Origin of the sequence: Microcystis sp. M169S2, assembly GCF_020245865.1 — a bacterium.
GTDB classification, from domain to species: domain Bacteria; phylum Cyanobacteriota; class Cyanobacteriia; order Cyanobacteriales; family Microcystaceae; genus Microcystis; species Microcystis ichthyoblabe_A.
On the sequence record NZ_JADBUB010000121.1, the window covers coordinates 1 to 24,310 of the forward strand.

At 42.3% G+C, this 24,310-nt stretch carries 23 protein-coding genes and 3 pseudogenes; 10 read left to right on the plus strand and 16 right to left on the minus strand.

Annotation, left to right across the window (positions count from 1 at the left end; all coding sequences use genetic code 11):
• From IM485_RS12680 to pdxH, 3 genes are all read right to left on the minus strand, one after another.
• A partial coding sequence (locus tag IM485_RS12680) for an NB-ARC domain-containing protein (RefSeq protein ID WP_287743465.1) occupies window positions 1–3,228 on the minus strand: 3,228 nt, incomplete at its 3' end.
• A gap of 118 nt (window positions 3,229–3,346) precedes the next feature.
• Window positions 3,347–3,607: a trypco2 family protein gene (locus tag IM485_RS12685; RefSeq protein WP_265795378.1), complete on the minus strand. Its 261-nt coding sequence runs from the start codon at window positions 3,605–3,607 to the stop codon at window positions 3,347–3,349.
• A gap of 315 nt (window positions 3,608–3,922) precedes the next feature.
• On the minus strand, window positions 3,923–4,567 hold the full coding sequence (pdxH, locus tag IM485_RS12690; protein ID WP_287743470.1) for a pyridoxamine 5'-phosphate oxidase: 645 nt from the start codon (window positions 4,565–4,567) through the stop codon (window positions 3,923–3,925).
• 51 nt (window positions 4,568–4,618) lie between these two features.
• On the opposite strand from pdxH, the gene IM485_RS12695 reads away from it, so the two are divergent.
• Window positions 4,619–5,389, plus strand: a complete 771-nt coding sequence (locus IM485_RS12695; protein WP_287743473.1) for a segregation/condensation protein A — start codon at window positions 4,619–4,621, stop codon at window positions 5,387–5,389.
• Between the two features lie 95 nt (window positions 5,390–5,484).
• Here IM485_RS12695 and tadA read toward each other — a convergent pair whose 3' ends face one another.
• Entirely contained in the window at window positions 5,485–5,979 is a 495-nt protein-coding gene (gene tadA / locus IM485_RS12700) for a tRNA adenosine(34) deaminase TadA (protein ID WP_287743476.1), read from the minus strand.
• Window positions 5,964–6,281, minus strand: a complete 318-nt coding sequence (gene grxC, locus IM485_RS12705) for a glutaredoxin 3 (RefSeq protein ID WP_104398379.1) — start codon at window positions 6,279–6,281, stop codon at window positions 5,964–5,966. Before grxC ends, tadA begins: the two co-directional genes overlap by 16 nt.
• Window positions 6,282–6,313: 32 nt before the next feature.
• Here grxC and IM485_RS12710 point away from each other — a divergent pair, with 32 nt between their 5' ends.
• From IM485_RS12710 to ccmS, 4 genes are all read left to right on the plus strand, one after another.
• The gene (locus IM485_RS12710; RefSeq protein WP_104398380.1) at window positions 6,314–6,874 is read left to right on the plus strand and encodes a 5-formyltetrahydrofolate cyclo-ligase; all 561 of its coding nucleotides are present in this window, start codon (window positions 6,314–6,316) and stop codon (window positions 6,872–6,874) included.
• A gap of 244 nt (window positions 6,875–7,118) precedes the next feature.
• On the plus strand, window positions 7,119–7,436 hold the full coding sequence (locus IM485_RS12715) for a slr1957 family protein (RefSeq protein ID WP_104398381.1): 318 nt from the start codon (window positions 7,119–7,121) through the stop codon (window positions 7,434–7,436).
• A gap of 221 nt (window positions 7,437–7,657) precedes the next feature.
• Window positions 7,658–8,671 (plus strand): aldo/keto reductase, encoded by a 1,014-nt coding sequence (locus tag IM485_RS12720; protein WP_287743488.1) that lies wholly within the window; start codon window positions 7,658–7,660, stop codon window positions 8,669–8,671.
• Between the two features lie 229 nt (window positions 8,672–8,900).
• Window positions 8,901–9,341 (plus strand): beta-carboxysome assembly chaperone CcmS, encoded by a 441-nt coding sequence (gene ccmS / locus IM485_RS12725; RefSeq protein ID WP_104398383.1) that lies wholly within the window; start codon window positions 8,901–8,903, stop codon window positions 9,339–9,341.
• Here ccmS and nagA read toward each other — a convergent pair.
• Window positions 9,297–10,448: an N-acetylglucosamine-6-phosphate deacetylase gene (gene nagA, locus IM485_RS12730; protein WP_287743492.1), complete on the minus strand. Its 1,152-nt coding sequence runs from the start codon at window positions 10,446–10,448 to the stop codon at window positions 9,297–9,299. The genes ccmS and nagA overlap by 45 nt on opposite strands.
• 373 nt (window positions 10,449–10,821) lie before the next feature.
• Between nagA and IM485_RS12735 the strand changes: the two genes are divergently transcribed.
• From IM485_RS12735 to IM485_RS12745, 3 genes are all read left to right on the plus strand, one after another.
• A complete protein-coding gene (locus IM485_RS12735; RefSeq protein ID WP_104398385.1) occupies window positions 10,822–11,616 on the plus strand; it encodes a metallophosphoesterase family protein in 795 nt (264 codons plus the stop codon).
• A gap of 79 nt (window positions 11,617–11,695) precedes the next feature.
• Entirely contained in the window at window positions 11,696–12,514 is an 819-nt protein-coding gene (locus tag IM485_RS12740) for a SirB1 family protein (protein WP_104398386.1), read from the plus strand.
• A 302-nt stretch (window positions 12,515–12,816) separates the two neighbouring features.
• Complete coding sequence (locus tag IM485_RS12745; protein ID WP_104398387.1) at window positions 12,817–13,281, plus strand: VOC family protein; 465 nt, start codon at window positions 12,817–12,819, stop codon at window positions 13,279–13,281.
• On the opposite strand, the gene IM485_RS12750 is transcribed toward IM485_RS12745, so the two are convergent.
• From IM485_RS12750 to IM485_RS12770, 5 genes and pseudogenes are all read right to left on the minus strand, one after another.
• Complete coding sequence (locus tag IM485_RS12750) at window positions 13,278–14,045, minus strand: TspO-related membrane protein (protein ID WP_104398388.1); 768 nt, start codon at window positions 14,043–14,045, stop codon at window positions 13,278–13,280. The two genes, IM485_RS12745 and IM485_RS12750, sit on opposite strands and share 4 nt — an antisense overlap.
• Window positions 14,046–14,048: 3 nt before the next feature.
• Entirely contained in the window at window positions 14,049–14,528 is a 480-nt protein-coding gene (gene fabZ / locus IM485_RS12755) for a 3-hydroxyacyl-ACP dehydratase FabZ (RefSeq protein WP_002734156.1), read from the minus strand.
• Window positions 14,529–14,621: 93 nt separating this feature from the next.
• Window positions 14,622–15,761, minus strand: a complete 1,140-nt coding sequence (locus IM485_RS12760) for a SpoIID/LytB domain-containing protein (RefSeq protein ID WP_104398389.1) — start codon at window positions 15,759–15,761, stop codon at window positions 14,622–14,624.
• A 312-nt stretch (window positions 15,762–16,073) separates the two neighbouring features.
• A pseudogene (locus tag IM485_RS12765) lies at window positions 16,074–16,268 on the minus strand (IS4 family transposase); the annotation flags it as partial.
• 280 nt (window positions 16,269–16,548) lie between these two features.
• Window positions 16,549–16,851 (minus strand): annotated as a pseudogene (locus IM485_RS12770) (transposase); the annotation flags it as partial.
• Here IM485_RS12770 and IM485_RS23015 point away from each other — a divergent pair.
• Window positions 16,848–16,964, plus strand: a pseudogene (locus IM485_RS23015) (DUF1214 domain-containing protein); the annotation flags it as partial. The pseudogenes IM485_RS12770 and IM485_RS23015 overlap by 4 nt on opposite strands.
• 585 nt (window positions 16,965–17,549) lie before the next feature.
• Entirely contained in the window at window positions 17,550–18,341 is a 792-nt protein-coding gene (locus tag IM485_RS12775) for an HpsJ family protein (protein WP_104396552.1), read from the plus strand.
• A gap of 461 nt (window positions 18,342–18,802) precedes the next feature.
• On the opposite strand, the gene IM485_RS12780 is transcribed toward IM485_RS12775, so the two are convergent.
• From IM485_RS12780 to IM485_RS12800, 5 genes are all read right to left on the minus strand, one after another.
• Window positions 18,803–20,218: a fascin domain-containing protein gene (locus IM485_RS12780; RefSeq protein WP_104396551.1), complete on the minus strand. Its 1,416-nt coding sequence runs from the start codon at window positions 20,216–20,218 to the stop codon at window positions 18,803–18,805.
• A gap of 46 nt (window positions 20,219–20,264) precedes the next feature.
• Complete coding sequence (locus tag IM485_RS12785) at window positions 20,265–20,480, minus strand: DUF5615 family PIN-like protein (protein ID WP_104396550.1); 216 nt, start codon at window positions 20,478–20,480, stop codon at window positions 20,265–20,267.
• A 3-nt stretch (window positions 20,481–20,483) separates the two neighbouring features.
• Window positions 20,484–20,714 carry a DUF433 domain-containing protein gene (locus IM485_RS12790; protein ID WP_002778770.1) on the minus strand — a complete coding sequence of 77 codons (231 nt, stop codon included), beginning with the start codon at window positions 20,712–20,714 and terminating at the stop codon, window positions 20,484–20,486.
• Between the two features lie 188 nt (window positions 20,715–20,902).
• Window positions 20,903–22,042 carry a hypothetical protein gene (locus tag IM485_RS12795; protein WP_287691462.1) on the minus strand — a complete coding sequence of 380 codons (1,140 nt, stop codon included), beginning with the start codon at window positions 22,040–22,042 and terminating at the stop codon, window positions 20,903–20,905.
• 509 nt (window positions 22,043–22,551) lie between these two features.
• Entirely contained in the window at window positions 22,552–24,003 is a 1,452-nt protein-coding gene (locus tag IM485_RS12800; RefSeq protein ID WP_287743501.1) for a RecQ family ATP-dependent DNA helicase, read from the minus strand.
• Window positions 24,004–24,310 lie beyond the last annotated feature (307 nt).

Sequence of the window (24,310 nt, forward strand, 5' to 3'; positions counted from 1 at the left end):
CATTACACGGTGTCTTTCATCCCCAATGGCTCTGGCAATTTCTAAGGCTTCGGGTAACAAACTTTCTGGTAAATGGGGAGCCAACTCTGTCAATACCTCTGTACGGTCGGATTCATTCTCAATCCCTCTGGCAATTTCTAAAGCTTCGGATAACAAGCTGACCGGTAAATGGGGAGCTGACCCGGTCAATGCCTTTACGCAGTATCTTTCATCTCCAATGGCTCTAGCGGTGGCTAAGGTGTCGAGTAAGATTTTGGGCAAATAGGGAGCTAATCCTGTCAATGCCTCTGCACGATTGTATTCACTCTCAATCTCTCTGACAATCTCTAAGGCTTCGGGTAAATGGGGAGCTAATCTTGTCAATGCTTTTACACGGTATCTTTCATCCCCAATGGCTCTGGCAATTTCTAAGGCTTCGGGTAACAAACTTTCAGGTAAATGGGGAGCCAACTCTGTCAATACCTTTGCACGATTGTATTCACTCTTAATCTCTCTGGCGGTGGCTAAGGCTTCGGGCAAGATTGTGGGCAAATAGGGAGCTAACCCTGTCAATGCCTCTGCACGATCGTATTTGTCCCCAATCTCTTTGGCAGTGGCTAAGGTTTCGGGTAAATGGGGAGCTAATCTTGTCAATGCTTTTACACGGTATCTTTCATCCCCAATGGCTCTGGCAATCTCTAAGGCTTGGGGTAACAAATTTTCAGGTAAATGGGGAGCTAACCCGGTCAATGCCCTTGCACGGTTGTATTCATCCCCAATCCCTCTGGCAATTTCTAAGGCTTCGGGTAACAAAGCGGGGGGAAGATAGGAACTAATTGCCGTTAATCCTGCGGCTTGCTTCTCAGAATCTTGATTTTGCCTCACATAAGCCAATCCCTGCGCGGGTGTCCAGATTTCATGTTTAACCAGTGCCGCAATTAATTCTGGTGGAATATTAGTCGCCAAACTATTAAGAGAAGTGGTGATTAAAGCATAACGAACCTGTAACCCAATAGACTTAGTAGGATTCTCAATAAAATGCTCCTCCGCCAGTTGCCACGCCCGTGAAACATCCTTAATAAAAATTGCCGTTTTCCCTTCCCTTTCACATTGACTATACCAACCATTATGACCTTCTGCCGTTTCTTCCCTCAGTAATAGATGAATCTGGGCTATCTGTCCCGCTTTTTCCAAATGCCAGAGCAATTGATTATAAATGTAGCCATCATCTGCTAAAGTATGCCAATTTGATCCCCCTAAATCCCCCTTACTAAGGGGGACTTCCACCTCTTTTCCCCCCTTTTCAAGGGGGGTTAGGGGGGATCTCTCCTTTTCAAGGGGGGTTAGGGGGGATCTCTCCTTTTCAAGGGGGACTTCCACCTCTTTTCCCCCCTTTTCAAGGGGGGTTAGGGGGGATATCTTAATTTGTCTTTGATACCGTTGTAAAAGCTGCTGATGTGCCTCAGCCATTGATAACCCTAACCCCGGTAATTGATAATCCGTTTCAGGATGAGGAGACGCTAGGATCAGATTTCGGGCTAAATCATGTAACAAATCATGGACCCGATAACTCGTTAATAGTTCACTGGAAACCCCCGTTAATAATAAAGCCTTACCGCGTAAATATCTTAAAGTTTGTCTCGCTTCTCTAACCTGACAATCCCATAAAGTCGCCGCCATTTTTTCGGTAATGGTAACATCATCGGGTAACACCCCTAACCAGCTAAATTGTCTCAATCTTTGCCCATTTAATCGCTTTAAACTGAGATTAAAGCAAGCAATTAAACTATAATGTTTTCGTTTTTCTTCATTGGCAGTATCTCCAGCTTCCAAGCGATCTAAAATTTCTAAATTAGCGATTTCTGCCCGTAAATCTTCGATTAATTCAGCCCAAAGAATCCCATCTTCAATTTGTGCCGCCGTCAACTCTAATGCCAACGGTAAATAACCGACAATTTTGGCTAATATTTTGGCTTGTTTCTGATCTGGTAAATTTAATTCCTGCTTTAAATAACCCGTTAATAACGCTAAAGATTGAGATTCGGTCATCACATCCAAATCATAACGAATTGCCCCTTTAACGGGAACTTCCCTAGTGGTTACTAATAATTTACATTGATTTACTGCTACTCTAAAAGGTTCAATATCTTCTACATTCCAGAGATCATCTACCACTAATAAAGCCTTTTTATCGGCTAATAAAGTCCTCAAGTGTAAGGATGCCGCATCAATACCAGTCGGCTTAAAATTATAATCTCCTAAAGCTTGAATCCAGCCATGAAGAAAGGATAAAATATCTGGTTGTTGTCCTAATGTTGCCCAGAAAATGCCATCAGGAAAATAAGCTTGAACTTCTTTTTCTTGTGCTAATGCTGCCGCTAAAGTGGATTTACCAATACCTCCTAAGCCATAAATCGCACTAATAACTAAAGTTCCAGTTTTTTCCGTTGTTTCTGACAATAAAAGTTTTTTTAACTCAATACTAACCTCTGGACGTTCGACAAAATAACTCGGTTTAGGAGGAGCTTGATTGCGATAGGAAGAAGATTTTAAAGAAGCGGATATAACGGGTTTAGGTTCAGGATCAATATCATGGTTTTCTAATATCTCACACCATTCTGGATTGTCATAAACCCTTGCCAAAGATTCAGCTTCTAAAGATGCCGGACGATCTCTAATTGGCTGTTTAGATTGTACCCCAATCACTAACCCATAACAAACAATTGCTGATCCCGATGTTCCTTGCCAAGGTGACTGATCTTCTGCTAATCTTTCTAATTGTTCATCGGTGGGTTGTATGTCTTGACTATCTTTAATATTTAATAACAAACGGTTATGAGGAACACGATTAGCCACATCGATAGTTCCCTGAATATGTAACCCTGTGGCGTATTTTATCTCATCTTCAACATACCGTAAAAATAGAGGAAAGCCCAAAAAGTCAAATTTAACTTTTTGGGTGCTACTCGCATCAGGTAACAACCCAAAACCTACAGGATTACAAGTTTCGATAGTTTCTGGTAATTCAACTAAAGCTATATCTATATTATCCGGTGCTTTCCAAATTACCTTAGCGTCTATATCCTGCTTATCAGAATAGTTTGATGTTGATCTAAATCGTACTTTACAGTCGTTACTATTATCAAATAGATGCCGACAAGTCAAGAGTAAACGTCCCCCAATTCGATAGGCAGTGCCATACTTAGGGGCAACAATTTCTAAAGCGCGATCGGGTTGGAATTGGGGCATAACTTATCGGATTGATGTAACGTATTATTCTGGGATGGTGATGGGTTACGCTTCGCTAACCCATCCTACAAATTAACTGCTTTGGGGGCAAGCATTACGTCCCTAGGGGTATAAAATTCTAATCGGGTTTATAATCACTTGCTGTCTTGATAGCTCCTCCATCTTTCCCAATGGGTTTAAGGGGAATTTTAATTCTATGGGTTATCGTATCCTTATTGGTGACACCCCCACCCATTTCTACTACCCAAAATTTTAGCCCACCTTTGCCTTCTTTCGACTGCTCAACCACAAATTGAACCTCTAATTCAATTTCACCCACTTCAAAGCGAATCTGCTCACCCTCAGAGGCTAAAATAGATTTACTCAGTTCAACCCGCAAGGGAGCATCTCACCTTTGTAACCCCTAAATCAGGTTTTTATGTCAAGCTATTTTAAAAGCCTTGCTAGAAACCAGTTTTAGGAATAAGTATAATTACTCACTTGCATAAATGAGATGCTCTCCCTTTCAATTCTATCGTTTTTCTGAGACTTTAGGGCAGAGAGATTGCCTTTCTCAAATGACATAATAGCCCAACCCGATCGCTAAGGGAAGCGCAGGTTGGGAAAAGACATCGACCTAATATTATCTCAAGACTAAAATGACAAATTGAATTAGCATCGAGCTATTTTGCTAATACAAGGTGTCAAGATCAAACTAAGGAGCTAAACGTTGCCTTTGCCAACTGCCATCTTCTTGACGATAATAACAGAGACGATCGTGGAGACGACTGGGGCGACCTTGCCAGAACTCGATTAAACTAGGAATTAGGCGAAATCCGCCCCAATGAGCAGGACGGGGAACTTCACGACCCGCATATTCTTCTTTTAGTTCTGTCAGGCGTTTTTCGAGGATATCTCGCCCCGAAATCACTTCACTTTGATTGGAGGCCCAGGCCCCTAAACGAGATTCCCAGGGACGGACAAAAAAGTAATTATCCGATTCCTCCTCGCTGATTTTTTCTACAGTTCCCTCAATCCTAATTTGCCGTTGCAATTCTCCCCACCAAAACACTAGGGCTGCATTGGGATTAGCGATTAATTCCTGTCCCTTGGCGCTGTGGTAGTTGGTAAAGAGAACAAAACCGCGAGGATCGAAGTCTTTTAACAGTACCATGCGGGCCCGGGGTTTACCCTCCGGGGAAATAGTGGCTAAAGTCATAGCGTTGGGTTCCAATCTTCCCGAAGATACCGCCCGTTCTAGCCATTGTTTAAATACAATGAAAGGATCGGCAGATGTTTCTGACTCTAGCAATTCTTCGAGATTGTAGTCCAAGCGCAGGTCAGCGATCGATATGTCCATGGTTTTGCTTGCTAAATTCTATCCTTTGAGATCCTACAAGATTCTACAATCATGACTATCACCTCGGCCAGTGATGCGATCGAATCTCTTTTAGAAATGGCGGAACAGGGAGAAATTGACCCCTGGGATGTGCAGGTTATCGATGTGATCGATCGCTTTTTGGCAGAATTGGGGTTATTAAATGATCTAGATTTAGCCATGGCCCAGGCTAATTTACCCCAATCGGGACAGGCTTTTTTATGGGCTTCCATGTTAGTTTTATTTAAGGCTGATACCCTAGAAAGATTGTCTTTAGACCAGCAAGAAGAAAGTCTGATTGATGAGGAAATTAGCGACTTAGAAAGAGAATTAAGAACTTTACCCCGTTATCTAGAAAATCATATTCGCCGTCGTACTGCCGCCCCACCACCGCGAAAAAGACGGGTAACTTTGCAGGAGTTAATCACTCAATTACAACAGATTGCCCTAGAGATTGAAGCTTTACCGAAACTGGCTGTAGTTGTCCCGAAACCCCGGCCCCAATCCCGACGGGAAGCGGTACAAATTATCACGGAATTGGCCCACCAAGAAAACCTGACGGAATTGGCAGCGGAACTGGACTTTTTTTTGCAGAGAAAGTTTTTTCAATTAGAGAAAAATGAGATAGAGTTTGAGTATTTATTAGATTTATGGCAAGCGGAAAAACCCTCTAGTCACTCGGCAACACAGGAAAAGGTGGCGATTTTTTGGGCTTTACTTTTACTGGCTTCTCAATCAAAAGTGGAGTTAAAACAGGAGGATTTTTATCAGGATTTAACTATTTCTTTAATTAGGGTTTGCTGAAAAAGTTTTTTCTAGAGGCAGGGTGTGCGGTGTCGGGTGTGGGGTTTTAAGCTAAGAGGCATTACAGCTTATTGACTCCTATCTCCCTGACTTCTTTAAACATTTCTTTTTTTCTCAAACCATGTTTGTAATAATTCCCCCGATTCCTTGGCTAAAATTCCCGCAATTACTGGTAAACGATGGTTAGAAAAAGGACTATCTATAAAATTAGCCACAGTGCGGATAACTCCTGTTTTGGGATCGTCAGCACCGTACACTAATAATCCTAATCTAGCCTGAATGATTGCCCCGGCACACATGGGACAGGGTTCGAGGGTGACGTAGAGGGTACAATCATTTAAGTGCCAATTGCCTAAAACCTGACTAGCGGCACGAATCGCCATAATTTCGGCGTGAGCGGTGGGATCATGGTGTTTTTCCTTGCAATTAGCCCCTTGAGCGATTAAATGTCCCTGTTTATCCACGATAACCGCTCCCACAGGTACATCACCCCGATCCCCCGCAGTTGCCGCTAAATTTAAAGCTAACTGCATCCATTGCCGATGTTTCTCATAGGCTTTTTCATCAATAGACTTTAGATAGTCCCACATTTAGCCAGTAAATTATCTAATTTTTTCTGACCATCCAAAGCATACAAATCATCACAACCACCGATATGTTCATTATTAATAAAAATCTGTGGTACACTGCGTTTACCGTTGGCACGTTCGGCCATGGCTTGACGTGCGCTTTCATCCCCATCAATCTTGTATTCGGTGTATTTTACTCCTTTCCAACCCAGCAAGCATTTGGCCCGAATACAGTAGGGACAAGTTGCCCAAGTGTAAATTTCCACATTGGCCTTGATATTCTCGTTATAACGCCCAAAAAGCGAGTTAAATAGATTTAGCATCTTGTGACTACAGAAATATTTATCTTTATTTTATGGATTCTGCTACCAAAAAAGCCCAATTACGCAAACAACTAATTGCCCAAAGACGATCGCTTCCTAAGCATATTTGGCAAGAAAATAGTCAGCAACTTTGCAAAAATTTACAATCTTTACCCCTCTTTCAACACGCTAAAACCATTCTCGCTTACTTCAGTTATCGTCAAGAGCCGGATTTAAGTTCCTTATTTTCCCAACACCATCGCTGGGGTTTTCCTCGTTGTGACGGAGATAGCCTGACTTGGCACTGTTGGACTGCCGATGATCCCCTAGAATTAAATCGTTATGGCATCTATGAACCAACAGCGATCGCTCCTCTCATTTTACCGGCCGAAGTGGACTTACTATTAATTCCTGCCGTTGCTTGCGATCGCCAAGGTTATCGCTTAGGTTACGGGGGAGGTTATTTTGATCGTCTCTTACATTCCCCCGAATGGCAAGCTATCCCCTCGATCGGGATTGTCTTTGACTTTGCCTATCTCGATACCCTTCCCCTCGATACTTGGGACCAAAAATTACAGGCAATCTGTACCGAATCGAGAACCGAAATTTTTTAACAATTATTTCCTTTTGTGTGATCGGTTTAACTTATATGGGAGCGATCGATCTTTGTGTCCTTTGTGTCTTTGTGGTTCGTTCTGGTCGTTCGCTGGCACTGTATCTTAGAATACATTTTACCCACCGACTACTCATATATTAAGTTTTATTGAATCCGATCGACCCTTAAGATAGCTTTGCTAGGATGAAATTCACATCAGGAGATGTTTATAGTAATCACCGGAAAAAGTCAACAGGGAAGCAATGAAACACTTTCACGAACCATGGATTCAAGAATGGTGTCAAGAAAACGGCTGGACAGAGCTATTTCTCGAACGCTACAGTAATTATTGGGCATTCCCTCCCAATGCCGTGATGCCAGAACCAATTCCCACCAAAGTGTTACAAAACATTAAGCGCCAAAAAGGTCTATCCCCTGCCGAAAAACTTTGGCTAGGAATGGCGATCGGATTGACTTTGACAGCTTTAATTCTCTGTATCACCCTCGCTTGTCCCATGCCTATAGTTCTCGCTTTCGCTTTTGATGCTGTCACCGCAGCGCGATTGGAAGTGGAATATTAACCAGGCAAAAATTGGGCAGCAAAAACCTAAACAGGGGGAGATTTTTCCGAAAGTCTTCCCCTTGACTGCGTTTTTCCAGACAGGGACGATCGATCTGTCTTGAATCAGTAATCGGTGATTAGTGGTCAGTAGGAGAATAGAATATTAAGTGAGCAGTATTCAATGACAGTTTTCTGCTGTCTTTTCACTGATTACTGTTTATTGTTTACTGAAAAGTCCCCATGTCCGAATCTCGTCGCTTACAGTTTACCCCCGATCTGGAAATTTGTCGTATTTTGAACGGAATGTGGCAGGTTTCAGGCGCCCATGGTTCGATCGCACCCCAAAAAGCGATCTCTAGTATGTTCTCCTATCTAGATGCCGGTTTCACCACTTGGGATCTGGCCGATCATTACGGTCCGGCTGAAGATTTTATCGGTGAATTTCGTCGTCAATTAGTCGCTCAAAGGGGCATTGATGCTTTAAATAATCTGCAAGCTTTCACTAAATGGGTTCCCCGTCCGGGTAAAATGACTAAGGAAATAGTCGCAAAAAATATCGCTATTTCCCTGCGTCGCATGGATGTGGATAGTCTCGATTTATTGCAGTTTCACTGGTGGGATTATCGCGATAAAAATTATCTAGATGCCTTATATTTTTTAGGAGAATTACAACAGGAAGGCAAAATTAAACACCTGGCCTTGACTAATTTCGACACGGAACATTTAAAAATTATTCTCAGCGCCGGGATTAAAATAGTCTCCAATCAAGTCCAGTTTTCTCTAATTGATCGCCGTCCCCTCGTCAAAATGGCACAATTTTGCCAAGAACATAACATCTATCTACTCGCCTATGGTACTCTAGCAGGAGGCTTATTAGGGGCAAAATATCTCGGTCATCCCGAACCTAATGCCATGAGTCTCAATACCGCTAGTTTACGGAAATATAAAAACATGATCAATGCTTGGGGAAACTGGCAATTATTCCAAGAATTATTAACCGTTCTTAAAGCGATCGCTGATTCCTATCATGTCACCATTCCTAATGTGGCAGTGCGTTACGTTCTTGAACAAAAAGCCGTAGCTGGAGCAATTATCGGGGTGCGTTTGGGTGTTGCTGAACATATCGCAGAAAATGCCCGTATTTTCGATTTTCAATTATCTCCCCAAGACTATCAAAAAATTGATCATGTCTTGGAAAAATCCCGGGATTTATTGCAGTTAATCGGTGATTGCGGTGATGAGTACCGTCGTTAACTGAAAAGGTGAATAGTTCTATCCCTATTCAATCCCTATCTAGAGGAAAAGTTGTCTATAAGTAGGTAGGTGTTAAAAATTCTCAGCTTTCCCCCCTTATTAAGGGGGATCCCCCCGCCTATCGGCACCCCCCTTATCAAGGGGGGCAGGGGGGATCGGCACCCTCCTTGTTAAGGACTGATAACTGATAACTGATAACTGATAACTGATAACTGAAAAGAGGCTAATGATGAGATTTGAACAACCAATCCCCGATGATCCCGCTAATCAATGGCGCTATCAATTAGATCAATTTGTGCAAGAAAATCAACGGGAATTAGCCAGTTTAATGTGGGGTTTACTCTCGGAATGGGGAGAAGATGCTCAAGAAACCTTGGGCATCGATCTTAAACCTCAGCCCCATTTTGTCTGTTGTTCTAGGGAGGCTCTAGAGAAATTAAATCGCAAGGTTAATTGTAAAATTCAAGAGATGCTCGGGATTATTTATCACTATAATCCCAGGGAAGAAGTAGCTATGGTTGCTATCGGTGATGGTCAGGTAAAATTGATTTATTTTCAACCCGATCTTTCCCCTCCTGAATGTTTTGATCGCCTCGAAGTCGATCTCGATACCCTCATTCAACAGTTAGAGGCCAAAATGCTGGCGGAAATCCAATCTTTCCCAATTTGATGCCGATTGCCAGCGCAAAAAGTTTGCAGGTTGTCCCACCGATAAACCCGCTAATCCGATCGCTTTTCTGGGGGATTCTGTCGCTAGAAGAATTGCCGTTTCTAAATCACATATTCCCCAGTTAACTAAATTGGCTACTCCTTGTAATAAGGGTAAGGTTGTTCCCGCTAAAGTACCGTCAAAAAGTCTTGCTGTTCCCTGTTTGACTTCAATTTCTCTCTCGTCCCAAGGATAGACACCATCCCCTAAACCAATCGGCGCTAAAGCATCACTAACTAAGAAAATTCCTTGATGATAATTACTGGCTTTTAGTAATAATTCTATCATGGTTGGATGGATGTGTTGACCATCGGCAATTAACCCACAATACACATCGCAATTGATAATTGCTTCCCCTAATAAACCCGGTTGACGATGATGTAAAGGAGGCATGGCATTGAAGGCATGAGTAACCATTTTTGCCCCCTGGAAAAAGGCTTTTTTGGCTATTTCTTGACTTGCTTGCGAATGTCCTAAACTGACGGTAATTCCTCGATCGCTTAGGCATTTAATTACCGTACCGCTACTATCTAATTCGGGGGCTAGGGTGATAATTTTTACAATCGATAAGTAGTCCCCAAAGATTTTATCTACTGTTTCTATACTTGGGTTTAAAAGATATTGTCCCGGATGCGCTCCCCTTTTTTCATAGTTTAAAAATGGTCCCTCTAAATGTACTCCTAAAACCTGGGCGCTCGATCGATTTTCCTGTTGCTGTTTTTCGATATATTTGGCAATTACTGAGAGGGATTTTTGAAATTTCTCCACAGACGTGGTGACTAGGGTGGGAAGATAACCATCAATTCCTTGATTCCCAAGATAATCGCTAATCTTATCTAACTTTTCTAGATCTGTTATTTCTAAGTCGGGAAATGCTAATCCTAATCCTCCGTTGATCTGTAAATCTACTCCTCCTAACGATAGCCAATCCCCTTCCATATCGATAATCTTTTCCCCTCTTGTCTTTCCCCCCATCTCCGTGATTCTCTCGATCCTTCCCGCAGCATTTATCTCTATTTGTTGTTGATCCTGATGGGCGGGAATTCTAGCGTTAATTAGGGTTATCATAGAAGCAGAAAACTAATTTTTTTTTATTATAATCTCAAAAAAAACTTTTTTTTTGATGATGCTTGACAAGGGAGCATTTTTGTGAGATGGTTTTTTATATAATGGAAATCTGTGCGTACAAGCATGGATGGTTACATCCAATTGTATAAAAACTGATCGTAAAAAAATAATACCATAACCCGCCCGCTCTCTGTCCAGAGATTGCAAAAATACTTTACAAAACAATTACTGCCTTTCTGCCGGAGTTCTTGCGAGGAAGTGACTGTCAGAGGGAAAGCTTTGTCCTATAATAAAATTAAGACCTTATAAAAACTACCTTTTTAGCAATAAAAGAGTAGCAATTTTAGTCTTGTCAGCGATTAGAGAGGGGTGTATGTTTTTTAGAAAAATAGGGAAACAAACTCAAGAACCGCGTCGTATTATTATCGGAGATGTGCATGGTAATTTTCAGGCACTTTTGCGACTATTAAACCGAGTTGATCCCGATAGTGAGGATGAGGTCTATTTTCTGGGAGATTTAATCGATCGAGGAGAGCAGAGCTTGGAAGTGGTGGATTTCGTGATCAAAAATAACTACCAATGTCTCTTAGGAAATCATGAATATATGCTCTTAAAAGCTCTGACGGGAAAAGAAGTTTCCGAAAAATGGTTAAACGGCTGGATTGAGAGTGGCGGGGCGGCAACACTACTAAGTTATAATAACAATATACCCACCGATCATATCAATTGGTTTCAATCCCTACCCGCTTATTTAGACCTAGGAGATATTTGGTTAGTTCACGCGGGAGTACACCCAGAATATCCCCTTGAACAGCAAACAAACGAGCAGTTTTGTTGGATTAGAAACGAATTTCATACCATGACCCAACCCTATTTCAAGGATAAACTAATTATCACAGGTCATACTTTAACCTTTACCTTTCCCGATGTCAAACCGGGGCAACTAGCTCGCGGCAGCGGTTGGCTAGACATTGAAACTGGGGTTTATCATCCCCAAAGTGGTTGGTTAACTGCTTTAGATTGGACAAATCAATTAGTTTATCAAGTGCAGGATCAATCTAAAAATTGTCGCACGATCCCTTTAGAAAAAGCAGTGGTTAATCTAGACCTTGACAAGATTTCTCGTTACTCCTCCGGAGAAAGCTCATCTAAATCGCTGAATCTTTAATGCTGATTCAGAAAAGAGAAGCGATAAAACCAGAAGGATCGGTTAAAATAGTTGATAATCTGATTAATACCCTTTTCTAATGACCCTTGAACTCTTATACCAAGCTTTCATCGAAACAATTCAACATCCTGACTCCGAGATAAATCTAGCTCAGGCAGCCCTACAAATAGCCAATTTTGAATATCCCCGCCTCAAGATTGATCACTATTTAAATAGAATAAATTTAATGGCTGACGAGGTAAAAAAACGCCTACCCGATAGATTATATCCCTTAAAAATAGTCCAGGTTATCAATCAATATTTGTTTGAAGATTTACAATTTATCGGTAATACCCAAGAATACTATGACCCCCGCAATAGCTACTTAAATGACGTAATCGATCGCCGCACTGGTATTCCGCTTACTCTCTCGATCATCTATTTAGAGATTGCCAAAAAGATCGATTTTCCCATGGTAGGAATTGGTATGCCCGGGCATTTTATTATCCGTCCCGATTTCGAGGAAGTGGAAATTTTTGTCGATCCCTTTCACGGTGGTGAAATCTTATTTAAACAGGACTGTCAAGAAAGATTAAGTCAGGTTTATCAACAGCCAGTTAAATTAGAAGAACATTTTCTCAATATTGCTACCAATCAGCAAATTTTATTACGTTTGTTGACTAATTTAAAATATATTTACCTGAATCGTCAACAATGGTCTCAGACAATTCGGACAATAGATCTGCTACTTTTGCTCATTCCTAATCATCCCCTAGAGCTGCGCGATCGAGGTTTAGTTTACTATCAAATTGGACAACTCAGCCAAGCGCAACAGGATTTAGGCTTCTATCTCGCTCTCCTACCCAACGCTCAAGATGCAGAATCCATTCGACAATTATTGCAAAAAATTAACTCTTAAGTCGCCAATCAGTTATCAGTTATCAGTTATCAGTTAACGGTATTAAATGAGGAGTATTAAATGACATTAATAGTGCTGTCTTTTCACTGTTTCACTTTTCACTGGGGAGCATCTCATTTATGCAGGTGAGTAATTATACTTGTCCCTAAAACTGGTTTCTAGCAAGGCTTTCAAAATAGCTTGACATAAAAACCTAATTTAGGGGTTACAAAGGTGAGATGCTGTCTTTTCACTGATTACTGATTACTGATTACTGTTCACTGAAAAATCCCCCAACCCTTTACTGATAAATGATAACTAAAATGACTATTAGCCCTTCCCTAACCACAAAAAAACTCAAAATCGGTCAACTGCGAAAAGTCCATCATATCGCTTTCAACGTCAAAGATATGGATGCCTCTCGTCATTTTTATGGGGAAATATTAGGATTAGAGGAATTAGTGGGCGAAAAAATTCCCAGTACCTTAAAAGAATTAGTTGCCCAGGGAAAAGTGTCCAATTTTATCACCCCCGATGGTACAGTAATTGACTTATTTTGGGAACCAGATTTAAACCCTCCCGACGACAATCCCGAAATCGCTTTTACCCGTGCCAATCATTTAGCCTTCGATATTGCCCCGGAATGCTTCGATTTTGCCCTAGAAGTGCTACAAAGTCAGGGAATTACTATTGCTAGTGGACCCGTAACCCGGCCGACTGGCAGGGGGGTTTACTTCTATGATCCCGATGGCTTTATCGTCGAAATTCGCTGTAATCCGGCATCTTAACGACTCAGAGGGCGAAAATTGCCACGAAAAACCAGAAAAGTTAGGATAATCGCTAATATAATCGCTGTTATCGCAATTAGAGGCAGAGAAATCTGTTTAATGGCGATCGCCAAAAAAGCCCAGATAAACACCCCGATAAAAGCCCGATCTTTTCTTTTTAAACCGACTAAAATCGCGATTATCGCCCCGATAAGCAGGATTATTACCGTCCAGATCTGGTCAGTTAGACCCCATCGCTGCCAGTCGCTCCAATCTAGCACCGAAGCGACGTTGACAATCGTGGCTACGGTAATCCAAGCGAAATAAATACTAATAGGAGCATTAACTAATAAACCCTGTTTACGATTGACAATCAAGCGATTAATTTCTAAGCGAAGATAAAGCCGGATGAGAGGAATTAAAATGCCTAGCATTGCTAGTAAAGACAGGGTAAAAAAACGGGATTGAAAGAGAATTACCCAGAGAATCTGACAAGCACTAGCAATGGCTAATTCGTAGCCTAACCGACGCAAACGCGGTTCAGTTTTATTGAAAGCCAAAGCTTGGTAAATTCCCAGACTAATTAAACCCAGATAAATTAATCCCCAGATCGCAAAAGCATAATTAGCGGGAACAATTAAGACATCTTGAAAAACTGTATTCGAGATAGCCCCGATATTTTCGCCCTTGAGAGGAAAAATATTAGCGAAAATATTGGTAATAAAAGCCCCTAGAATAGCAAATAAATTTAGTTCTTGTCGGAGACGATCTCGATCAAAATTCATAGGTCAATCAAAGACGGAAAACATCATTTCGCCCTGGGCGGCCAATTGCCCATCGACTCTTGCTTCCCCTTGCATTTTAGCAATTTTATTCATCTTGAAGGATAATAATTCCACCGTCATAATTAATTGATCCCCCGGCACCACAGGACGACGAAAACGGGTTTTATCAATGCCAGCGAAGGCAAAAAATTTCCCTTTCATCCCGGGTAATTGGGTCAAAATCACTCCCCCCACTTGGGCCATGGATTCAACAATTAACACCCCCGGCATCAAGGGACGACTGGGAATATGACCGGGGAAAAAAGGCTCGTTGATCGTGACATTTTTGAGGCCAACGGCTTTTTTACCTGGTACATAGTCAATAATGCGATCGACTAGGGCAAAGGGATAACGATGGGGCAGTAGTTGGCGAATTTCCTCGACGGTAAAGGTAGTTTTTATGACTGGTTCCAACTCGGTTAAGGCTTCGGTAACGATGGTCATGCAAGTCAAAAATTACAAGTGAGATTAGACATTATCTCACAATCAGTTATCAGTTATCAGTGATCAGTTTACTGGAAATGACTGACAGCCTTTTTAATTGGGCATTTCAGTTAAACGAGCATTTTGATAATAATGGCTGAGAATGCGGTCATAAGTCACCCCTTGGTCAGCGAGGGAAAAAGCGCCCCATTGACTTAAACCGATCCCATGACCGAAACCGCGACCATTAATGGCAAAAGTACCGTTATTAGCTGAAATCGTGAATAGGGTACTACGCAGCTCGAGGAATCGCCGTAATTGGGTATCAGAGATTAATTTAGAGCCTTGATCGCCCACTATACGCATTCTAATCACCCGTCCGTGGGGAGTGGTTCTTTCGGGAGATAGCGATCGCACACGACCGACACCACCGATTAAACGGCCTAATTCCCTGGCACTAAAGTTTTTTGACCATTGAAATACCGGGGCGACTTGGTCGTAATCGACGACACCGCGCAGGTAGGGTAAGGGGGAATTCCAAACATCTTCGACATTTTCCGTATGACCCCCGGAGGAGGAGTGAAACACCGCTAGAATCGGTTTGCCGTTGAAACTCATAATTTGTCTGGCGGTGGCATTAACTGCCTCGTGGGTGGTAGTAAACTCGCTTTCTAGACCCTTATAAACTTGGGTGCGGGTGGTAGTATCGAGATCGTAGATGCGATTGCCGGAAGTATTCATTTTGTAGAGGGCATAGGTACGCGCCGCCACGGATTGGGCTTTTAAGGCCTCTTGCGGCCAGGAGGGGATCGCCTCCGCACCGACGACACTATAGAGATATTCCTCTAAATCGACTAAATTTAGGGCTGTCACCCCAGAACCTTGCCGAATGATCCTTGTGCGTCCTCGATACCAGCGATCATTAATCCAGACGTAACCATCATTCTCCGGTTCGATGATCAATTGACTGGCCTGCCAATCGGCCAAACTCACCGCTTTTCCTCTGGGATTAGCATTGAGGGCATTCATGGCGGTCAATTCTCCTAGGACTCTCCCGGCCCCATCTTTCACCACAGCATCGGTGGAACTACCCACGGAGACGGCGCTAACACCTTTACTGATGGCAATGCGTAATTCGACAGCAGCTTGGACTGGAGCGATAATCAAAGCCCAAAAAACTAGGATGAGCCAGCTATGAGCAGGCAGGCGCTGCAGGTAACTGCCCAGCAGCCTTGCTGTGTGTTTATTGGTCATGGGGGTCGGACTCCTCACACAATCGATCGATAATCAATTTTACCCGGACGGGGATTTTTTGGCTACTCCGGTTCGGAAAAATTTTTCCGCTGCCACTTTTTCCGGATTGTCTGACAATTTTTCTGTCCTCTCGCCCCTGAATGGGCAAATTGCCTTATTTTATCCAATTAATCGGAATTTATTTGGGTTAGTCGATTATTTTAAGTAGGGAGGCGTTAAAAATTATCATATTTCCCCCCTTATCAAGCTATCCATTAGTCACATCTTTCTTAACATAAAATTTGACAAAAAGAGAAAAGTGTGCAAGATGGCTCAAGGGGGTTCTATGGGGGAACTAATTTGATGAGATAGTTTCCAAGTCTGGCTGATATCATGTAATCTTCGCAGTCCCAACCAAATAGTTTTAACACCAGGTTCACCGTTGACCCTGAGAGAAGCCGAAGGGTCACCTTTTCTACCTAAAAACCCCCCAAGAGAAGCAATCATTCTGACCGCTTCTCGATCGGAAACGTGCGGAGATTATCAGTAGAAGATTAGAAAGAATTGCTGAGGATAATTCCATCTACAATTCGTTTAATACTAATTACTTAGTCTCTACCACCCAAGACGAACAAAAATCTCGACTAGATATAGAGATTCCCTATCTTTTGATTACCCTTAAGAAAGATGAACGCATAGCGGTTGCCAAAGATGATAATAGCTATGACTGGGAAAAGCCCACTTATTTGATGGACGATAATCAAAAAACTGGCGAGCAAACAATATTAAATGATAACCTGAGTTCGGGTTAAGCAGATTGAGGTAAAACCCAGTCCATTTGGAGGGAGGGCTTCTTGGGTTGGTGACAGTAAGCAATTAAGCCACACAAGACGTTGACACAAAAATTGACCGGGCTTCGGTGACGAGGATGTTCGATTTGAGAAATATTCTTCAATTGGTCAATAATCGTCTCAATAATACAGCGTTTTCGAGACAGAAGCTTATCCTGTAAACGCATCAGTTGATTCTTCATATTACGACGAGGTTTGGCAAAAAAATGAATGCCAAAATCTTCTAGCAATTGAGTCGCCAACTTAGCGGAAACATAACCCCAAGCAGACAATTCCTGAAACGGGTTGGAATACGATTCTTCAGCTTTATGGCCCGCTTGAGCCTTGGTTTGACAAGACTTGGCGACCAGGAGAAATTGAGTTACTGAAATAGTCCTATTGAGGATATGGTTTGATCGCCTATTTGTTGCTTGGGTTGAGGTGGTAAAATTAAGCCTTAACTTTTTTCTCTCTAATAAAATCAGCGATCACACTTTGTCAGAGAGAATGATTGCAGTAACTCGACAATGAGGTTATTATTCCTCGTAGTTGCTTTGCGTTCCTTAACCCAACCTTTTATTTTTTATTTTCTCCCTTTTTGTTATTCTCGCTTTATTAATATATGTAAAGAACAGACTTCAACCGTTGAGATAGCGATCGCTCTTGGGCTTCGGCGATCGCCGATTAGGTAAACATTTAGTCTCAACTCCAGTTGTCTGAGAGCCAGGGAAAATATTATTCTTTGACGGGGATAGGTTTACCGATACCATATTGAGGTAATATTTCTAGAGTCGATTCTCGAAAGGGGTTGACAAGCAGAACGATTTAAAGTAGGGTTTAGCGGGAGGTTGAGCGAGAGTTAATTGGAAATTGCAATTTGTCAGAGTGCCTCTCGGCAAAATCCGTCTGGGAATCCCCAGGGAGAACTTTTAAACAGACTAATGAATCTATTCATTGACATACCATTACAGAAACAGCGATGAACAGCTTTACTTCTTTGTCCCTGAAATTAACGGGATTGGTTTTCATTCTTTCCTTCCTTTTGGATGGGTTTATCCTGCCGCTGCCCTATCAATTCAGTCAATCCCAATGGCAGGTAGGGTTCGTCACCACCTTTGTTGATCGAGGAATTGTTCCTCTCCTCGGTATCGTTCTCGTTTTAATCGCTTACTGGATTGACGCTAACAATAGAGATGTCATTACAAGGAAGTCCCGCTTTGAATTGCGTTGGCCGCTCTTTGTTTTTTCCACACTGTTAGGGTTAGTTTTTCTGTTGATGATTCCCGTTCACATCAATAATATCAACCAGATTAAAAACAACGCTTTGACTCAAATTGAACAGGGTGTTGACCAGGGGGAGGGACAAATTCAAGCTTTCTTAGCCCAGATAAATACTCTATCGCAAAATCCCCAACTATTAGACCAGCAGATCTCTCAGAGAACTCAAGTGATTGAAACTGGTCGTTTCCAAGGACAACCGATCAACACGGAACAGTTACAAACCCTTCGTCAACAAAGGGAACAATTAACTAATTTACGGGATTTATCCAAAAGCCCGAAGGAATTTAAACAGAAATTAGATGAGATAAAAAATCAGCTACAAACTCAGCTGCAAGAGCGGCGAAAACAGGCAGAAAGCCAAGCTAACTTGGAGGCTTTGAAACAGTGGTTAAGAATTGGTATTCAAAGTATGTTGCTATCGATTTGCTACAGTTTGATCGGTTGGTTAGGCATTCGAGAACTAAGTAGTATGAAAAAACGCACCGCCTAAGTAGGGGATTTATCTTAAATGATGAAGTATAAAGTTTTCGTTTTCGGGAGCCAAAATTCAGGACTCAGCAGACGAGCGCAGACAACAGCATACTTCATCATTAGGATCAAATCTGTAACTACTTAAATATTCAGCGGCGTTGCTGATTTGAGATATGAATCTTCTTTTGTGGGATTTTTAAAACCTAGACCCAAACTAACTTTTGGATGGGTGCAAGGTTGTCATTCATAGCTTAATTCAGCAACGCCGGACATATTAAACATCTGGTGTTGCTATCTAATTTGGATCATAGCATCTTCCTAAATCTACCTCTCCCATCAAGGAATACAGCTGCAATCAATGTGCATGGTGCGTTCCCCAAAAATCTATTAGTGGAGCAGTAGGAGACACATTAGGGAACGCAGCTTACAAGATTGCTACAAGATCTTCCATTAAGGAACGCACCCTACAGTGATCGCCTCCTACAAAACAAGTCTAAATGTTTCCCATTCCCGCGGTAGCAGTGCCACCGCTTCTAATCTACCACCACCACCATCTCGTGCCATAACATAACGCCCATCAAAAGCACGGAGGGTAAAGGTTAATGCACCCGTCAGAATGAATTCAAAAATACTGTTTCTGCCAATTGCCGCATCAGTAGCTTGAATCGTGGCATCTGGCGAACCAGCAACCGCGAGAAATCTACCATTAGATGCCTGTAATGCGATCTTTCCTTCACCAACAGGTCTAAAAGTAAAGCGACTTTGTGCTTCAGAGCCAGTACCTGTAGCAGTAATACCACTCGTTCCCGCTAGCCGAACAAACTGTCCACCAAAGCTCCTGAATCGGATGCTGGTGTCACGTCCCACGCCTGGGGTTATCGCCCAAACTCTGATCGGCTGTTCACCAGAGAAACGGTGTAAGGGAACACCAGCACTGCTAAAGAGTAAACCTGATGCACCTGTTGAGCTAGACCATCGAATACTTAGCTCGTCAACATTCCAATTGTCAGTTGTATCAGAAGGCAAGTCTTGACCTGAGTAATATTGAAGACCAACTCGCTGGATTTGTGAAAGACGCCTGGGTGGACTAATGGCGATCGCTGGAGCGGAGTAGGTTGTATTACCGCCTAATGCATCTGGTGTGGGGATTCGACGACGGGGTAAATCCGAATCACTACTTCCAAGAATGAGATCGACTTCTGACGCACGCCGCAAGTCGTCACCGCCTGTTCGCAAAATGACCGATACTTGGTTTACGAGTGGGTCAGTGCTGTCGAGAGGGATATCGAAGCTGCGACGTGCCCAAGAACAACCGACACGGTATGAACCACCGACTCCATCACAGGTAATTGTAAGTAGCGGTCCTTCAGGGCGACCCGAAAACGAAAAGCTGGCTGAATCCATATCTTGCCGAATTGCTTGTGGAGGAAACGTATCGCTTCCCAAAGCACCAAAAACACGATCTAGGATAAAGTCCAATGCTCCAGCGACAATAGATGCTACTGTTCCATAGGAGGTAACGGCACCAACTACCGCACCAATTAGTCTATTAATCGCACGAGCTACATCGCGGATTGCGTCATTAACACCGCTGCCAAACGGTTCGTCATCTCTTTCAGTGAGCGTTAATAGAGCCGTGTAACTACGAGGATAACTGGTTACTTCGTTTAGGTCAAACTGATATATAACTAAAGGAACTGGAAAATCAACGCGAGAACCTGTCCTAAAATTAGTGCCTGCCAGGATAGGACTAGAAACGTCTGTATCTCCTGTTTCATCAATCGCGATAATTCTTACGTCAATTGCATCAGGATCTATCTCTGGAAATTCTTTTCGCGTTTCTCGTACACATTCCACACTATGAATCCGAAACTGTAGGACATCAAAAAAAGCCATTAGTGTTTTCTCCTTCTAATCGAGATATTTTGGCACCGAATACTGTTTACACTGCATTAGACTTGTTGCGAATTAAATAGGCGAGTTCTCCAAAATCTTTATCAAATGTCAAGAGAATACGATTTTCTGCTTGGGCGCGACTTAAAACTTCACGGTCCGAGATTCCGGGGGATTCCACCCTAATCCACAGGACATCATGGCCATTTTGTCCTAGGGCTTCAACCGCATCAAGGGGGAAATTTTCGTTCGCTAGAAAACGCATCAGTTAAGCAGGAATAGCATAGACTTTCTCAGATTTGAGCATTACACTAGCATAGCTAAGACAAGCTTGAATATCTTCTACTGTAATACCTGGGTAGTTTCGCAGAATTTCATCAACACTCCAACCTTGGGCGAGAAGATCGATGATAAATTCAACCGCAATCCTTGTTCCTTTAATGATAGGTTTTCCCACCAAAATATCGGGATTTAGTGTAATTCGAGTTTCCCAGTCCATAGCTACATCATTGAAAGTGTTTTCAAAAAGGTAAAGGCTGCGTGGGACGCACCCTATATCTCGTTTTATTATAACAGGATTTGGTATCACAGCTTCAATCAATGTGCATGGTGCGTTCCCCAAAAATCGATCGGTGGAGCAGTAGGAGTCGCCTTAGGGAACGCACCCTACAAGATCGGCGATCACACTCATAAATCAAATATCTGCTCAAATTTTTCAGGATCAAAATATTTAATAATCATTTCATTGCACTTGAAAAAGTGTGAGATAAGGTCGCTCCAGATCTCTAACTTTATGTCCCCGTCAATGCGCCAAAGCTTTACTTTACAATGACTCTTGAACTCTTTTGGCATAAAAGAATTCTTTCTATTTTGATAACTATCTCTAAGATAAACTTTAACCGCTCCATCCAAATGACGAAATGCTTTTATTTGAATGTCACGTTCACTATGCACATACCGATTAAAGTAGTAATGATCAAATATATAACTATCGCCTGAAATTTCCTCAGCCTCAAATGTTTTAATTCCATCACGATAACTCCAATAGAACTCAGTACGGTCAAGGCTACACGTCTGTTCAAATAATGAATTTTTGTTTCGCTCTACAACAGTCAAGCCAATATAATTTTGGTCATCCAACTTGTTTTTATCAAATGGTAAACCACGCCATCCGTCCATCTCAATAACTTGGCGATAAAACTCTTTTAACATGATTCGTCGGTGATCAATGGCAATCCGAAACTGATTTTCATTTTTTGTATATTGGTAGTACCTTATAAATCCATCTAGAAAATCAAAGTTTGGATTAGATCGGTATCCTCGTCTGAGAAGTTGATGATAATGAAGAATGTGGTCTTTATATTGAATTACGCCATCAAAAAGAACAAAATTAGAATCTATATGAAGTAATCCATCTTTATCAAACTTATCAGCTAATTCTGGATATATTTTTATCACTTCACTTTGTAATAAATCTTGCTCAAGTACCCCCTTAAAGGAAAAATAGCTTCGCGCGACTTCTGATGAAACATAATAAAGGGCAAATCTTCGCCGCTGCTGCTCAGTCTCTACCTCTAATTTTCTATCAAATAACGTTCTGTAGCCAGGAGGCATAGCACTTAGAAGTTCTTCAATTTCACTTTGACTACAAGCTGATAAATATTCGTATGCATCGTTAACCAATTCACCTAGATGCTCACTAATTGGATGGGATTGAGCTTCAGGCATATATTGGGATAAAAACATAGGGGAAATATTATAGTGCCCAGTCTTCTTTATCAAGACTTCAAGCTTTCTGGAATCGAGCGGCAAACTTTGTAAACTCATTGTTTGTATAACCTTAAATAACCAAATAATAAAGTTTTTGAAAGGATGTAAAGCACATAAGAGATAAACTAGGACACCTAACCATTTATTATACGAAAACTTTCTGTATAACACTCTCCAGAGTAACAATATGGGTCAACTTTCGGTATATCACCCCATTTAGGCGCGATCGCCAGAACTTTTCCCTATATCACGCCCAAAAGCCTGTTAGCCAGATTAGCTTACTGCAAACAATCTCCTTTAAGGAGACTTATCATAGAAGCCTTCTAGAAATCTAGCAAAGATTCTTATATCTGGCTGCACTTTGTTACAAAATTTCACTATTATTTCGGGTAAGGTATGGTAAATCCCTTGATAGATTCAATCGGGACTAACTTCTGGGAAAACCGCTATAAATCTCCTGCAAAAATCAAAAATCTGACCTTAAGTGAGGAGAATCCGAGACAGGAGGAGAAAAAAGACATAAAAAATTTAGTACAAAAGCTCTGCTCTCCCTGCTCTGGCGCTCCCTAGCTTACCAGAGGTCGATTGCGACGACAATTATCGCAATGACCACAGCGAAAATTATCGGCATTTTCCTGAAACCCAAAGGCATTTAAGAGAAAGTGCCAACGACAGCGACGGGTATAGAGGTAGGGAAATATCTCATTTCTGGGGTTAAAAGTCATCTTGGCTGAATTATGGCGATAAATAAGCCGATAATGAAAAGGATCGAGCCATTCTAGGCGATCGAGACTGTGTAAAAGGGAGAGAATGAGCGCACCATCGGGAAATTCGGCACTAATCGCCTCTACTTTGCCCTCTAGGGGAATTTGGGCTAAAATTTGCCAAGCTTGTCGGTATTGGCGTTCCTGTTGGGAGTTAAAGAATTTTTGCTGGTTTTTATCGCTATTATCTAACCATCCCGTCGGTTCACTAATTAAGGTGAGAGCCTGCATTTTACCCCCATCGCGACCACCGCGGCCGATTTCCTGTAGGTATTCCGATAGTAAAGCTGGGGGTTGGTAGTGGACAACCCAACGCACATCGGGTTTATTGATACCCATGCCAAAAGCTGAGGTACAGACAACAAAAGTTAAATCCCCCCGCAGCCAATTTTGTTCTATTTCCCGACGCTGAAAGGGGGATAAACCGGCATGATAGGCACTGGTGCGATAGTGGAGAGATTGCAACCATGCCGCTAAATTTTCACTATGGCGACGGGAACGAGTATAGATCAGGCCGGATTGTCGAGGTTGACCGGTGAGGAAGTTTAATAGTTGATGACGACGACAACCGGGGCTAATACATATTTTGGTGCTTAAGTCAAGGTTTTGACGGTAGGGATTTATTAAGAAAAGTTGTGGTTTTTCTAGTTGTAAGACGCGGGTGAGAGTCTCACGGGTGGCGGGGTTAGCGGTGGCGGTAAAAGCAGCGATCGCTATTTGGCTGCCGGCCGGTTTCGATTGCAGCAGAGCGGGACGGACAGCACCGAGACGACGGTAGGCAGGACGAAAATTATCGCCCCACTGGGTTAAACAATGGGCCTCGTCGAGGATGAGAGCGTTAATTTTAACGTGGGGAAGGGTTAATTTTGACCAGAGGGGCGGACTTAAGAGGGTTTCCGGCGAAAGATAGAGAAGTCGTAGGGTTTGATCTGCGATCGCGTTTAAGGTTTTCTTTCTCTGTTGTCGGGGGATTTCATTATGAATCAGGGCGACGGGTAATTTTTTGGCTAATAATTCCTCCACCTGATTTTCCATCAGGGCAACTAAGGGGGAAATCACTAGGGTTAAGCCGGTTTTTAATAAAGCGGGCAGTTGAAAACAGATAGATTTACCGAATCCCGTGGGCATGACAATCAGGGCATCCTTTGCCGCTAAAATCGTCTCGATAATCTCCTGTTGGGGAAAGCGAAAGCTATCATAGCCCCAAATTTTCTGAAAAATAGTCTGGATGCTTTCGGTATTGTGGGAAGACATGGGTTAACTGCTGGGGTGTAGGGTGTGGGGTGTGGGGTGTGGGGTGTGGGGTGTGGGGTGTGGGGTGTAGGGTGTGGGGTGTGGGGAAGTGGGAATTATGAATTATGAATTATGAATTATGAATTGGGGAGAGGGGAGAAGGGAGCGGGGGAGAGGAGAGCATTTGTATTAAAATTCAGGGGCTGGTTTAAAGGCGCAACTGGTTAGAAACCTCTGGTTTAAACAGTTTGAGCGGTTTTGACTATCCCAGACGGGTAACAATTTTTCCCATAATTGAATTTTTTTTGCACTTCTTTAATAATCTGTT